The following is a 14,156-nucleotide window of genomic DNA, read 5'->3' on the forward strand; positions in this document are numbered from 1 at the left end:
AGCCAGCACACGGTCTTTAAAGACCAGGATTCCGACGGCCTTCCGCCCGCACCCATATAAGCACAGTTTCGACACACAGGATTCCTGTGACGAGCGCAGGAATGACGGGGGTCGGGACGGCATGCCCGTCATGCCCGGTAATTGGGCAGGGCATCCCTGGCGGGCTAAAATTTGAACAAGCTTTTCCCAAGCTTCGAAAGCCGACGCCGGATAATACCTTGAATCACGGGCGATTATCCGGAGTGCCCGGACTGGCACGCCGTTTGCATTCATAACTTCGAGCCCGAGCAAACCACCGGGTGGCGCCCAATGTCGCGCGCCATGAGCAAGGTTGCTGGAGAGGGTCGGTGCGCTCGTTTCGATGAGCGCGGACCGTGCTCGCGGCTGTTCCCATGATCGACGGCACACAACGCGCGAAATCACTGCGCAGGGAGATATCATGTCCGCTCTTCACCAGACACAGTCGACCTTAAAGGGCGCATCGGCACGCGCTCTGTGGGCCTCGACGGGCGCATTTACGATCTGTTTCGCAATCTGGACCATTTTTTCCATCATCGGCGTGCGTATCAAGGAGGATCTCGGCCTCAGCGAAGCCGAGTTCGGGCTGCTGATCGGCATGCCGATCCTGACCGGCTCGCTCGTGCGCATCGTTCTCGGCATCTGGACAACCCGGTATGGCGGCCGGCTCGTCTACACCCTCACCATGCTGGCGGCAGCGCTTGCGACCTTTCTTCTCGGCTACGCAACGACCTATCCGCAGATGCTCCTCGCGGGCCTTGGCGTCGGTCTTGCGGGAGGTTCTTTTGCCGTAGGAGTCGCTTATGTCTCGCCCTTCTTTCCGCCTGAGAAGCAGGGCACGGCGCTCGGCATCTTCGGCGCCGGCAATGTCGGCGCGGCAGTGACGAAATTCCTGGCGCCTTTCGTTCTCGTCGCTTTCGGCTGGCAGGCGGTCGCCGAGATCTGGGCTGCCGTTCTGGCCGTCACAGCCATTATCTTCTGGTTCTCGACCGAAGACGATCCGCAATTTCGCGCCCGCCGCCAGGGTGCCGTTGCGCGCAAGAGCCTGCTTAGTGAATTCGAGCCTCTCAAGAATGTCCAGGTCTGGCGCTTTTCGCTCTATTATTTCTTTGCCTTCGGCGGCTTCGTCGCCCTTGCGCTCTGGCTGCCGCGCTACCTCGTGGGCGTCTACGGTTTCAACATCGAGACGGCTGGCATGATCGCAGCCGCGTACTCCATTCCGGGAAGCATCTTTCGGGCCTATGGAGGCGCCCTGTCGGACAAGCTGGGCGCCCGCAAAGTCATGTATGCCATGTTCGCGGTATCTGCCGTCGCAACGGCCATCCTGTCGGTACCCGCCGGCTCGGCGAGCGGTGCGATGCCGATCATGGTGACGCCGCTCGTCTTCGTCTTCGTCACTTTCGTGCTCGGCTTCGTCATGAGCCTCGGCAAAGCGGCGGTCTACAAGCATATACCCGTGTATTATCCCACCCATGTCGGTGCTGTCGGCGGGGTCGTCGGCATGGTGGGCGGCCTCGGCGGCTTCGTCCTGCCGATCGCTTTCGGCTATCTCAAGGATGTAACCGGTCTCTGGTCGAGCTGCTTCATGCTGCTCTTCGTCATCGTAGCCGTCTCCATGATCTGGATGAAGGTCTCGATCCGGCAGATCAAGCGCGAGGCCGACAGGGGCGTCCCGTCCGGCGCGCTCGCGCGGTAGCCGCCGCTCGGGTCGACATTCCGCCAGGCGTCGTGGCCGGTGGATCCATGCGTCGCGAGTCTCACTTTCCCGCAGGGACAGCCAATTCCCTGCCAACTGCCCGGCCATTCAGTGCCGGGCATCTTTGTTTACGGGTCGATGCGAAATCAGCGCGAGGTTGTTTCAGGCGCGCGGAGAGAGGACGCCTTATGGTCGCTTCGCTCGCCGCGGCCGATCGGATGTTGACACAACCGCAAGCATGGGTATTGTACCGCAATTGGTATGACCACTTGGCCACCTGGCAGCCGGTCGCCTCAACGGGGATCATGATGTTCTCTGCCGTGGAATCGCGTCGTCTCTATAGACAGGTGGCGGATCAGATGCGGGCCCTGATCGAACGGGGCGAGCTGGCGCATGGGTCGCGGCTTCCGGCGGAGCGCGAGCTGGCGCAGATGTTCGGGGTTTCGCGGCCGACCATTCGTGAAGCGCTGATCGTGCTGGAGGTGGAGGGCTTCATCGACATCCGGATGGGGTCGGGGATCTATGTCACCGCGCGGCCGGCGCCGGCGGCGGATGGGCCGCCCGAAGATTTCGAGGGTCCTTTCGAATTGCTGCGGGCGAGGGCTGTCGTCGAATGCGCAATCGCCGAGGAGGCGGCGCGGCTGGCGCGGCCCGAACATATCGCCGTTCTGGACGACAATCTCGCCCGGATGGCGGCCGCCCTCGAGGATCGCCGGCTTGCGCTGGCGATCGATCGGGAATTTCATGTCGTCGTTTCGAGCATCATCGCCAATGCGACGCTGAACCGTTTCGTCGGCAGCATCCACGACATGCGCATGACGCCCTATTTCGAAAAGCTCGCAAGCTATTTCGAAAATACCGATACCTGGCGGGCGGCGATGGAGGAGCATCGCGTCATCCGCAATGCCATCGCCGCGGGCGATCCGGGCGCAGCGCGCGCCGCGATGCGGGCACATCTCGACCAATCACAGATTCGCCTGTCGGCCAGCTTCGAAGAGGAGGCCGCCGACAGCACGATACCCGCCGCGTGGAGGCGCGTCGGGCGGTAATCAACACAGCGACTTCAATTGGGAGGAGGATCAAGATGACGATCAGACTGTTGACGCTAATCGGTGCCACCGCGACCATCCTGGCATCGGCCTTATCGGCCCATGCCCAGACGGCGCTCAAATGGGCCCATGTCTACGAAACGTCGGAGCCGTTCCATACCGAGTCCGTCTGGGCGGCGGAAGAGATCGCCAAACGCACCGAGGGGCGCTACAAGATCGATGTCTTCCCGGCGTCGCAGCTCGGCAAGGAAGCCGATATCAATCAAGGCCTGAAGCTCGGCACCGTCGACATCATCATTTCAGGATCGAGCTTCGCCGCGCGCGATCATGCGCCCATCGGCGTCACCTATTTTCCCTATATCTTCCGCGACCCGGCCCATATGATCGCCTACACCAAGAGCGATGTCTTCAAGCGCCTTGCCGCAGGATATGAGGAAGCCTCGGGCAACCACATCACCGCCGTCACCTATTACGGGACGCGTCACACCACATCGAACAGGCCGATTACCAAATGCGCCGACATGCAGGGCCTGAAGATGCGCGTTCCGGACGTGCCGGCCTATCTCGCCATGCCGCGGGCCTGCGGTGCCAACACAACGCCGATCGCTTTTGCCGAGGTCTATCTCGCACTCCAGAACGGAACGGTCGAAGCGCAGGAAAATCCGCTGACGACGATAGAGGCGAAGAAGTTCTTCGAAGTGCAGAAGCATATCGTGCTGACCGGCCACATCGTCGATCACCTGAACACGGTCGTTTCGAAGAACCTCTGGTCACAGCTCTCCGATGCCGACAAGCAGATCTTTACCGAGGTTATGCAGGAGGCGGCCGAGCGCGCCACCAAGATCATCGAGGAGCGTGAGAAGGAACTTGTAGCGACCTTCAAGGAACGCGGTATCGAAGTAACCGAGGTCGACAGGGCCGATTTCGAAAAAACCGTCAATGAGAAGGTCGCGCTCGAGGATTTCGGCTACGTCAAGGAAGACTGGGAGGCCATCCGCGCCGTCAAGTGAACCGCACCCGTCGGCCTGCCCGCAAGGCGGGCCGACGTCCCGTTCCATCTAAAATGCCGGATGATGCCATGTCTCAGGAAGTCCACCTGCAAACGACGCCCGAAGAAATCGCCCATGCTTTCGAGGAAGCCCCGCCCTCGGCGGACCTCTCCAACTATTCCTTCGAGGATTGGGTAACGCTCGCCGTTTTCTGGCTGATGACCGGATGCGTGTTCCTGCAGTTCTTCACGCGCTACGTGCTCAACGACTCCTATGCCTGGACGGAGGAGATCGCCACGAACTGCCTGATCGGCGTGGTGTTCCTGGGCTCCGCCATGTGCGTGCGCGTGTCGCGCCATATCCAGGTCGACGTGCTCTATCATTATCTGCCGGCAACCGTCGCCCGGGGCCTGGCGATCTTCGTCGATCTCGTGCGCATCGTCTTCTTCGGCTATGCCTGCTGGCTGATGTGGCGCTACGTGGCGATCGTCGCCCATGAGCGTATGATCACCGTCAACCTGCCGCGCAATATCGTTTTCTACGGCGTGCTGGCAGGCTTCGTGCTGATGCTGATCCGCTCGATCCAGGTCTTCGTCGCCAATCAACGCCGCGGCTATTCGGTTCTCGAAAAGCCCGAGGAATTCCACAAGGTCGAGGACTGAATGCCATGCTTCTGCTCGTCGTTTCCTTTCTCTTCCTGATGCTGGTCGGCGTTCCCGTGGCTATCTCCATGGCTTCGGCGTCGGTTCTCTATCTGGTCTTCTACAATGTCGCGCCCGACATCATCGCAGCGCAGCGGATGATCGCAGGCGTCGAGAGCTTTCCGCTGCTTGCGGTGCCGTTTTTCATTCTCGCCGGAAATCTTATGAATTCCGCCGGCGTCACCGGGCGCATCTATTCCTTCGCCGTGGCTCTCGTCGGCTGGATGAAGGGTGGGCTGGCCCAGGTCAACATCGTCGGCTCGGTGATCTTCTCGGGCATGTCGGGCACCGCGCTTGCGGATGCTGCCGGCATAGGCACGATCGAGATCAAGGCAATGAAGGATCACGGCTATCCGGTGGAGGCGGCGGTCGGCGTCACCGCGGCATCCGCGACGCTCGGACCCATTTTCCCGCCGTCACTGCCCTTTGTCATCTACGGCATGATGGCGAATGTCTCGATCGGGGCGCTTTTCATGGCGGGTGTCGTGCCGGGCGTGGTGATGACGGTGCTGATGATGCTGACCGTGGCGATCTTTGCCTATAAGCGCGGTTGGGGCTCGGACACGCCGTTCGAGATGAAGCGGCTGCTTTCGGCCTCGCTCGAGGTCGTCGTCGTGCTTGCAGTGCCGCTTCTCGTCTACGCCCTGATGTCGGCCGGGCTGTCAATGAACCTTGCGGTCGGGATCGCGCTGGTGGTTCTGCTCGCTCTCGACTGGTACTTCGACTTCTCCGCCGTCATGGCGCTGATGACGCCCATTATTCTGATCGGCGGCATGACCATGGGGTGGTTCACGCCAACGGAGGCCGCCGTCGCGGCCGTGATCTGGTCGCTGTTTCTCGGGCTGGTGCGATACCGGACCATGACGATGTCGACGCTCGCCCGGGCGACATTCGACACGATCGAAACGACCGCGTCAGTGCTCTTCATCGTCACGGCCGCGTCGATCTTCGCATGGCTCCTGACAGTCAGCCAGGCCGCGCAGATGCTCTCCGGCGCGATCCTGACGATCACCGACAACAAATGGGTCTTCCTGATCCTGGTGAACCTGTTGATGCTGTTCGTCGGCTGCTTCCTCGACACGATTGCCGCGATCACCATATTGGTGCCGATCCTGCTGCCGCTGACCGCTCAGTTCGGCATAGACCCGGTGCATTTCGGCCTGATCATGACGCTCAATCTGATGATCGGTCTGCTTCACCCGCCCCTTGGTATGGTCCTTTTCGTGCTTTCGCGGGTGGCGAAGCTCTCGGTCGAGCGGACGACGATGGCAATCCTGCCATGGCTCGTGCCGCTGTTCATCGCTCTCATTCTGATCACCTTCGTGCCCGCTGTCGTGCTCTGGCTGCCGCAGACGGTGGGCCTGATCCGCTGATGCAAGGAGCACTCATGCACACGCGTCTTGCCCGGCTTTACGGCCAACGCGATCTCCGGGTGGAAGTGGCCGAGGTTCCCGCACCGGGCCACGGCGAGGTGCTGTTGAAGATGGCCGCCGGCGGCATATGCGGCTCCGATCTTCATTATTACCAGGACGGGGGATTCGGCCCCGTCCGGGTGCGTGAGCCGATCATACCCGGCCACGAGGCCTCAGGTCGAGTTGGGGCTTTCGGCGGCGATGTCTCCGGCCTTGACGTCGGTGATCTGGTTGCCGTCAATCCGAGCCAGCCTTGTGGCGCCTGCCGCTTCTGCGGCGACGGTCTTGCCGTTCACTGTCTCAATATGCGCTTCCTGGGCAGCGCGATGCGTCTTCCTCATACGCAAGGCATGTTCCGTGACTGGCTGGTGGTTCCGGCACGCCAATGTCATCCCGCGGGCACCCTTGTCGGCGCCGGTGAGGCGGCCTGCGCCGAACCGCTCGCGGTCTGTCTTCATGCGCTCGCCCAGGCCGGCGATGTCAGGCGAAAGAAGATACTGGTCACCGGAGCGGGGCCGATCGGCGCCCTTGTGGTGGCGGCAGTTCGCCATGCGGGCGCCGATGAGGTCGTCGTAACGGATTTGGCCGATGCGGCGCTCGACAGGGCGATGGCCATGGGCGCGACCAGGACCATCAATATCGGCCGTGATCCGGCCGGGCTTGCCCCGTACGAGACCGACAAGGGCCAGTTTCATCTGGCTTTCGAGTGCTCGGCCGCCGAGCCGGCGCTGCGCAGCGCGGTCGCTGCGGTCCGGCCGCGCGGCATGATCGTGCAGGTCGGAGTGACGGGCGATGTCAAGCTCCCGCTCCATGCGCTGGTCGGCAAGGAATTGCGTCTCGTCGGATCCCAACGATTCGATCAGGAGTTCGCTCTTGCGGTTGCGCTGATCGCCGATCGCCGGATTGATGTCCGACCGATCATTTCCCACCAGTTTCCGGTCGAGGAGGCGGTTCGAGCCTTCGAGCAGGCCGGCGATCGATCTGCTGCATGCAAGGTGCAGCTGACATTTCTTTCCTGAGGAGTTCACATGCGACATACATGGCGTTGGTTCGGGCCGGTGGACCGGGTGAGCGTTCAAGATGCAGCGCAAGCCGGCGCGCAGGGCATCGTCAGCGCGCTGCATCATATCCCGACAGGCGACGTCTGGCCTGTTGATGAGATCGGCAAGCGTCAGGAGGAGGTCCGCGCAGGTGGACTGGAGTGGGAAGTGGTGGAGAGCGTTCCCGTTTCCGAGTGCATCAAGACACAAACCGGCCCCTGGCGGGAGCACATTGCCAATTGGCAGGAAACGTTGCGACGCCTGTCATCCGCCGGGATCCGTACCGTCTGCTACAATTTCATGCCGGTCCTCGACTGGACCCGCACCGACCTGCGCTGGACGGCGCGCCACGGCGCCAAGGCGATGCGCTTCGACCGGATCGATTTCGCAGCCTTCGACATACATCTCCTCGAGCGGCCGGGCGCCCACGAGGACTACGACGCGGCGACGCGCGAGGAAACCGAACGGCGGTTTCGCGAAATGCCGGAGGAGCGGCGCCTTGCGCTCTCCCGCAACATCGGGGCCGGGCTTCCCGGCTCAGCCGACGGTTACAGCCTGCCGCAGCTTCGCGATCATCTGCGCAGCTATGACGGAATCAGCCGTGAGAAGTTGCAACGTCACCTGGTGGAGTTCCTCACGGAGGTGACGCCGGTGGCAGAACGCGTGGGAATCAACATCTGTGCCCATCCAGACGATCCGCCATGGGCGCTGCTCGGCCTGCCGCGCATTCTTTCGAATGCCGAAGACTATGCTCACATGCTGCGGGAGGTCGATAGTCCGGCCAATGGCGTCACCTTCTGCACGGGCTCTCTCGGGGCCCTTGCCGCCAACGACCTGCCGGCCATGGTCCGCCGTTTCGCCTCCCGCATTCATTTCGTACATCTGCGCAACGTCCTTCGCGAGGAGGAGAGAACACCCTGCTCTTTCTATGAGGACGAGCATCTGGAGGGCAATACGGACATGGTGGCGGTCATTGCCGAATTGCTCAGGGAGGAGCAGCTGCGGCGCGCAGCCGGACGGGCCGACCACAGAATCCCGATGCGGCCGGATCACGGGCAGGAGATTCTCGACGACCTTTCCCGCGGGGCCCAGCCGGGCTATCCGGCCATCGGTCGCCTGAAGGGTCTTGCCGAATTGCGCGGCATCGAGCGGGCTCTCTCGCACGGGACCTACGGACTGGCAGCCGCGGCCACTTGATCCTTCGCCTTGTGGATCGGTCGCTGGGGCGTATGCCCCCGGGATTTATGATCAGCCATCATTCCGCCGGATTCGCGCGAACTAATCTCTCGGTCGTGCGCCATTGACGGCGACACGTTCCGCGATAATTTCAAGCTGGGGCAGGGTTGGAAATGAGAATTGACATGAATCGATATTAGCGAGCTTAGTCCGGAGGGGCCTGCTCGGGTCAAACAAATGGAAGGAAAGGGCGAGGATGCCGGACGGCGATACGACACTGCCTGGTTCACCTTCCGTCGATTCTGGATTTTTCGCCGATTTTGACGAAGTCGTCTCGCTTTACGACGAAAATTTTCAACTCATCGAATGCACGCCAAGGCACAGAGAAGCATATGTCGTCGAGTCCCTCATAGAGACGTCCCTTTGGCACATTTATCCTGAACTACTGGCGCCGGGTGCGAAGTCCGCTGTCGAGTTCGTGGTCGCGACCGGATTGCCGAGAACCGTCGAGATCGCACATGCATCGGCCGGGCCCCGGCGCACGCTCCTCATTTTCCGCAGTAGGAGCGGCGTCGGAGTCGTCGAAGCTGAAAGCAGTGCCATGTATCGCGAGACGTTCAGGCAGAGCGAGAGCGATCGTGCGCTACTCCTGCATCAGGCGACCCATGACGTTCTGACCGGATTGCCCAACCGGCGTCAGTTCAGCGATCAGCTGCGCGGCGCGTTGCCAGTACCGAACGGTGCGCAAGTGGCGCTCATGCAGATCGATCTCGATGACTTCAAGCCGATCAACGATACATTGGGCCACGGGGCAGGCGATGCAGTTCTCAAAATGGCGGCGGATCGGATCAGGAGCATTCTGAGGGATAGGGAGTTCGCGTACCGTTTGGCCGGGGACGAGTTCGCTGTCATTCAATGGAGGTCCGATCAGCCCAGCGAGGCCGAGCGCCTTGCAGACGCATTGATCAACGCGTTCAAAGAACCTTTTATGGTAGAGGGCATCAACGTTTTTGTTGGGGCAAGCGTCGGAATTGCAGTCGCTCCGGAAGACGGCAACGAAGTCGAGCAGCTTATGAAAGCTGCCGATATCGCGCTTTATGCAGCAAAGAAGGACGGTCGGGGCCGCTCAAGCACGTTTACCCGCTCCATGCTCGTCGTCCTCGAACAGAGGGAAATGCTGCGGCGCAGCCTGCGCACCGCCCTCCAGGAGGGGCAGTTCTTCCTCGAATACCAGCCATTGGTGAAACCATCGTCGTCGGTCGCCGGCTTCGAAGCACTCTTGCGTTGGCGTCACCCGCTGGTCGGCACTATCCCGCCGAACGTCTTCATTCCAATGGCGGAAGCCGACGGCCTGATGAGCGACATCGGCCGGTGGCTTCTCGAGCGGGCGTGCCGGACAGCGATGGACTGGCCGTCCCACTTCACGCTCGCGGTCAACTTATCGCCGGCGGAGTTCCTTCACGAGGGGCTTACGGATCGTGTGGCCCAGACGCTTGACCTGGTCGGGATGCGAGCAGATCGCCTCGAGCTGGAAATTACCGAGTCGGTGCTGCTGGAACGTACGATCAACAATCTCGATACGCTTAACACATTGAACGTCCTGGGTGTGCAAATATCGCTCGACGATTTCGGTACCTACTACTCGTCGCTGAGTTATCTGAAGAATTTTCCCTTCGACACGATCAAGATCGATCAGTATTTCATCAAGGATCTCGAGAGGAATGAGAAGGGCCAGACGATCGTCCGCTCCATCATCGCGCTCGCTCATGGTCTCGGCATGAATGTCACTGCCGAAGGGGTCGAGACCGCGGGGCAGGCAGCCTGGCTCCAGAAAGAAGGCTGCGATCGGTTGCAGGGATATTTTCTAGGGGCGCCCATGGCTGCGGACGCGATAGGCGACTTTCTCCGCAAAGCCTCTGCCACTCCTGCCACAGGCCTTCAACGAATATGAGCGGGTGAATGCCGGTTTTTCGAACGGATTTTGAAGCAAGCGTCGCGTTTTTGCGTAAGGGAGAAGCTGCATGCACGGAGCCGAAAATCACCGCACGGAGGCCGCTTACGAGCCCTTGCTCCAATTCGAGATGGAGATGGGCGCCTTTCTTTCCGATTGGAACCATTGCGATCAGCTGTCGAGCTTCATGGCTCGGATGATAAGTCACAATCGTACGGATCCCGTTCGCCACTCGAATTTCTTTTCATCCGCCCTGAACGAACTCCTGGAGGTTTCGTTCCGCGGCGGCTCACCCGATGGCCGGATCGGCTGTGCGGTCTATCGCAGGGGTCCGACCGAACGGGTCGAATTGACTTTCCCCTGTCCGCCCGGTCAGAGGCAGTTCTATGGCGAGGCGGTGGCGAAGACCCGCGACGGCGACGCTCATGCGCGCTACCTCGATTCCATCGCCACCGATCTCGCGCCCAGTCGCGAGGCTGTTCTTCTGGACCTCTCGATCAATTTCGACGCGGACGTTCGACTCGGCGAAAGCGATCCGCCATCGATCACGCTTGTCGTGGATCTGCCTCTTGAAGGAGTTGTGCGGTGAATACGACAGCGCTTGCAGTGCCCTTCAAGGCCGAATTCGACCCGAACAGCCAGGAGTTTGCTCTTTCCGGGGTGGTGCGGCCGCGCTCGGCCGACGAAATCGCCGCAATCATATCCATGCTGAAAGGCGCAATCGAAGAGGTGCGGGGCGTTCTCTACATCAACGTCAAGCGCCTCGTACAGATGAACAACACGGCTTACCACGCTTTCGCGCGCGTTCTTCTCGATTCCTGTCGTACGAGATCGGACATTCGCTTTGTCGTCGTGACCTCCAGCGTCGTGGGCTGGACCGAGCGTATGTTCGCTCACTTGAACAGGATCGAGCCGCAAGTGACTGTCGAGGTCTACGACTCGAAGTTCTATCCCGGGCAAAGCTTCGTCGAAAACACCAGCTTTATTCCGATCCTGCGCACCCAAACGAAAATGACGTGGCGCCACGAGCGTGCCATCCTCCCGCGTCACGGCTTGCGTCCGGGCATGGCGATGGCAGACATATGTTGCGGCATCGGCGATTTCGCCATGCTCGCCCGAAAAGAGTTCCAGCCGGCGCGCATCGTTGCTCTCGATCATTCGAAAGCGAGCCTCGCCTATGCGCGCGACGTGGCGTCCGGCTTCGGCGTAACCGATATCGAATACACCTATGGCGATGCCTCCGAGATGCTGCTCGAGGACAACCAGTTCGACTTCGTCACGTGCCGGCACTCACTGCAGATATTCAATCAGCCGGACATGCTTCTGAAAGAGCTCTTCCGAATTTGCAAGCCGGGCGGGCGGGTATACATTACCAACGAGAAAAATTCGCACTGTCTCGGCGAACCGCGCTCGCAGAGCATTCAATGGACGTACAATGAAGTCGCGAGGCTGTTCAGTCATTTCGAGATGGATGTGGAGCTCGGGCCAAAGAGCAAGCGCTACCTTGTCGACGCCGGTTTCGACGATATTCTCGTCGAATCCTTTATGGTCACCAATCTCGACGGAGATCCCCAGGACTTTGCAGATATCATCGCTGCCTGGGAGAACGTCTATGCCGGTGAAATGGCCGTGAAGCGAGGCGACCCCCCCGAATTCATAGAGCGCTTCCGCCAAGGCTTCCGGGACCACATATTCGCGGCCCTCCATCCTAAGGGTTACGCCGGTTGGCCGATCTGGGCCGCTTCTGGACGCAAGCCGCTATGAGCGTGATGGGCGAAAACACCGCTCGTTTGGGCTTGCGTTCGTTCCGCGCCAAGTTCGTTCTGGTCGTCGGAGGCGCCGTGCTGTTCGATCTGCTCGTCACCGGCGGTCTTGCGCTCTGGAATGTACAAAGGCTCTCGCGCGATGCAGCAGCGGAAGTCGGGCGGGGCCTGGAGGAGGCGAACCAGGATTATATCCGCTCCTATGCGGAAACGACGGCCGCCCGCGTCAATCTTCTGCTCAACCAGGTTCATTCGGATGTAGGCACACTGGCGGGGGTTCTCCAGGAGCAAATCGACCGGCCGGTGCGAAAATCGCAAATAGGGGAAGCAATGGCGCGTGGTGCGCCGGGAACCGTGGCGGTTGCCTACGACGAGAAAGGCGGGTGGGCTCAAAATCTGCCAGGTCCGCCGTCGGTCGTCAGCGTCTGGGGGTATCTTCTCGATCAAAATCACTTTCCGCTTCCCGATGTGCAGACCGACATCGAGAACAGCGCGGTCCTGGACCTCGTCGCGCCGAGCCTTCTGGCGAATGGCCAGTCGAAGCTGCAGATGTACTACATCGGCCCAAAGGAGCGGCCGATCTTCAGGACGGCACCCTATACGGATCAGGCTCAGACTTTCGACAAACTGTATCCGGGACACAATGCGGCGGAGTTCTGGTCTTTTTTCTTTCCGGGTCTTTACGAATCCTGGGAGCAATGGGCGCGTGAGCCGGAGTCACGTCCTGTGAATGACGACATTACCCAGACGGCGCCCTATACCGACGCGATAACCGGCAAGCTCATCGTCAGTTTCTTCCAGCCGCTATGGTCGCGCGACCGCAGCCGGGTGCTAGGCGCTGCCGGCACCGATATCACGCTCGACCAACTGGCCGAGATCGTCGAGAACGTCAAAGTGGCGGAAACCGGTTTCGGTTTCCTGACGATGTCGGACGGCAACGTTGTTGCCATTAATCCGGTCGGAGAAAAGGTTATTGGCCTGCGGGCGTCGAACGCTGCCGCCAGCGGCGGCGTGACAGGACTGGATCGCTCCTTGCGACGGAGCATTCAGCCGGCGATTGCGCAGTTGCCCCTGGAAGAGGACGGACTGCTCAAGCACATACTGCTCGAGGAGAACGGCGAGAGGGTGCCGTACCTGGTCGTCCTAAAACACTTGCAGCCAACCAACCTCTGGGCGTCGGGCCCGGTCAGCCGCGAAGCCATGTTGCTCGGAATCGCCGTGCCGGAGCGGGAAATCTACGCTTCGCTTTTCGCCGCCCAGGCCGGGATCTCGAAGGCGACGAACAGAATCCTGATCTATCAGGTCCTCGCGCTTCTCGTATCCCTCTTCTTCGTCATCGCCGCCGTATTCGCAATTTCCAAGCGCATCACCGGCGGCATAAGCGCGCTCGCCAATGCCGCCAAGCGCATTGAGGCCAAGGACTATTCAGTAAGGGTCGACATTCCGACGCGCGACGAGGTCGGCGAGGCCGGCGCAGCCTTCAATCGTATGGCCGAAGAGATCAGCTTTCACACAGAGAACCTCGAGCAGCTGGTCGAGGACAGGACGAAGGAGATCGAAGAGGCGAACCTCCAGATCTCAGCTCTGAACCAGCAGTTGCGCAGCGAAAACTTGCGCCTGGGCGCGGAACTCGCAGTCGCCCGACATATCCAGATGATGGTTCTGCCTAAGGCCGGCGAACTCGAAGAAATCGCCGAGCTCGAAATCGCCGCTTATATGCGGCCCGCCGACGAGGTTGGAGGCGACTACTACGACGTTCTCAGGGACGGAAACCGATTGAAGATTGGAATTGGCGATGTGACCGGGCACGGTCTCGAGAGCGGCGTGCTGATGCTGATGGTTCAATCCGTGGCCCGTGGCTTGCAGGAAGTGGGCGAGATGGAGCCGGCGCAATTCCTCAACCGCGTCAACCGGGCAATCTACAAGAATCTGGTCAGGACCAGCACCAACAAGCACCTCTCCCTTGCATTTCTCGACTATGACGGCGCAAGGCTGATCCTTTCTGGCCAGCACGAGGAGTTGATCGTCATCAGAGATATCGAAAAGGTGGAGCGGATCGACACCCTCGATCTCGGACTTCCCATCGGCTTGGAGCCTGATATCTCTCCATTCGTCGCAACGCGCGAAATCTCCTTCGGCAGCGGCGATATGATCGTCCTCCATACCGATGGCGTGACGGAGGCGGAGAGCGGAAGCGGTGAGCTCTTCGGCATCGAAAGGCTCTGCGAAAGCGCGCGCTGTCGCTATGGCAGCAGCGCTGAGGAGGTCAAGTCCGGCATTATAGAGGATTTAATGACACATATAGGCACCCAGAAAATTCACGACGATATCACTCTGGTGGTGATGAGACACAGGTGAGCG

Annotated in this window: 11 protein-coding genes; all 11 read left to right on the forward strand. The window is 60.7% G+C overall.

Features of this window, described 5'->3' with window-relative positions; genetic code table 11:
- Nucleotides 1-439 precede the first annotated feature (439 nt).
- Nucleotides 440-1,714: an MFS transporter gene (locus FB009_RS25610; RefSeq protein WP_011969326.1), complete on the forward strand. Its 1,275-nt coding sequence runs from the start codon at nt 440-442 to the stop codon at nt 1,712-1,714.
- Between the two features lie 308 nt (nt 1,715-2,022).
- The gene (locus tag FB009_RS25615; protein ID WP_050574046.1) at nt 2,023-2,763 is read left to right on the forward strand and encodes a FadR/GntR family transcriptional regulator; all 741 of its coding nucleotides are present in this window, start codon (nt 2,023-2,025) and stop codon (nt 2,761-2,763) included.
- 35 nt (nt 2,764-2,798) lie between these two features.
- On the forward strand, nt 2,799-3,773 hold the full coding sequence (locus FB009_RS25620) for a sialic acid TRAP transporter substrate-binding protein SiaP (protein ID WP_011969324.1): 975 nt from the start codon (nt 2,799-2,801) through the stop codon (nt 3,771-3,773).
- 68 nt (nt 3,774-3,841) lie between these two features.
- Nucleotides 3,842-4,414: a TRAP transporter small permease gene (locus tag FB009_RS25625; protein WP_024311961.1), complete on the forward strand. Its 573-nt coding sequence runs from the start codon at nt 3,842-3,844 to the stop codon at nt 4,412-4,414.
- 5 nt (nt 4,415-4,419) lie between these two features.
- Entirely contained in the window at nt 4,420-5,826 is a 1,407-nt protein-coding gene (locus FB009_RS25630; RefSeq protein ID WP_011969322.1) for a TRAP transporter large permease, read from the forward strand.
- A gap of 14 nt (nt 5,827-5,840) precedes the next feature.
- Nucleotides 5,841-6,884, forward strand: coding sequence for an L-idonate 5-dehydrogenase (locus FB009_RS25635; protein WP_018209559.1), 1,044 nt, complete (start codon nt 5,841-5,843; stop codon nt 6,882-6,884).
- 9 nt (nt 6,885-6,893) lie between these two features.
- Nucleotides 6,894-8,102, forward strand: coding sequence for a mannonate dehydratase (uxuA, locus tag FB009_RS25640; RefSeq protein ID WP_011969320.1), 1,209 nt, complete (start codon nt 6,894-6,896; stop codon nt 8,100-8,102).
- Between the two features lie 235 nt (nt 8,103-8,337).
- Complete coding sequence (locus FB009_RS25645) at nt 8,338-10,032, forward strand: putative bifunctional diguanylate cyclase/phosphodiesterase (RefSeq protein WP_011969319.1); 1,695 nt, start codon at nt 8,338-8,340, stop codon at nt 10,030-10,032.
- A gap of 70 nt (nt 10,033-10,102) precedes the next feature.
- Complete coding sequence (locus tag FB009_RS25650; RefSeq protein WP_011969318.1) at nt 10,103-10,621, forward strand: hypothetical protein; 519 nt, start codon at nt 10,103-10,105, stop codon at nt 10,619-10,621.
- The gene (locus tag FB009_RS25655) at nt 10,618-11,796 is read left to right on the forward strand and encodes a class I SAM-dependent methyltransferase (RefSeq protein WP_011969317.1); all 1,179 of its coding nucleotides are present in this window, start codon (nt 10,618-10,620) and stop codon (nt 11,794-11,796) included. The genes FB009_RS25650 and FB009_RS25655 overlap by 4 nt, the downstream gene beginning before the upstream one ends.
- Nucleotides 11,793-14,153: a SpoIIE family protein phosphatase gene (locus FB009_RS25660; protein ID WP_011969316.1), complete on the forward strand. Its 2,361-nt coding sequence runs from the start codon at nt 11,793-11,795 to the stop codon at nt 14,151-14,153. The genes FB009_RS25655 and FB009_RS25660 overlap by 4 nt, the downstream gene beginning before the upstream one ends.
- Nucleotides 14,154-14,156: the final 3 nt, after the last annotated feature.

It is taken from the genome of Sinorhizobium medicae (genome assembly GCF_007827695.1).
In the GTDB taxonomy this organism is placed as follows: domain Bacteria; phylum Pseudomonadota; class Alphaproteobacteria; order Rhizobiales; family Rhizobiaceae; genus Sinorhizobium; species Sinorhizobium medicae.

Bases quoted from the DNA above. Each gene is read 5' to 3' on its own strand.
- FB009_RS25645 (WP_011969319.1), top strand. From the start codon at position 8,338: ATGCCGGACGGCGATACGACACTGCCTGGTTCACCTTCCGTCGATTCT.
- FB009_RS25615 (WP_050574046.1), top strand. From the start codon at position 2,023: ATGTTCTCTGCCGTGGAATCGCGTCGTCTCTATAGACAGGTGGCGGAT.
- FB009_RS25630 (WP_011969322.1), top strand. From the start codon at position 4,420: ATGCTTCTGCTCGTCGTTTCCTTTCTCTTCCTGATGCTGGTCGGCGTT.
- FB009_RS25660 (WP_011969316.1), top strand. From the start codon at position 11,793: ATGAGCGTGATGGGCGAAAACACCGCTCGTTTGGGCTTGCGTTCGTTC.
- FB009_RS25635 (WP_018209559.1), top strand. From the start codon at position 5,841: ATGCACACGCGTCTTGCCCGGCTTTACGGCCAACGCGATCTCCGGGTG.
- FB009_RS25650 (WP_011969318.1), top strand. From the start codon at position 10,103: ATGCACGGAGCCGAAAATCACCGCACGGAGGCCGCTTACGAGCCCTTG.
- FB009_RS25620 (WP_011969324.1), top strand. From the start codon at position 2,799: ATGACGATCAGACTGTTGACGCTAATCGGTGCCACCGCGACCATCCTG.
- uxuA (WP_011969320.1), top strand. From the start codon at position 6,894: ATGCGACATACATGGCGTTGGTTCGGGCCGGTGGACCGGGTGAGCGTT.
- FB009_RS25610 (WP_011969326.1), top strand. From the start codon at position 440: ATGTCCGCTCTTCACCAGACACAGTCGACCTTAAAGGGCGCATCGGCA.
- FB009_RS25625 (WP_024311961.1), top strand. From the start codon at position 3,842: ATGTCTCAGGAAGTCCACCTGCAAACGACGCCCGAAGAAATCGCCCAT.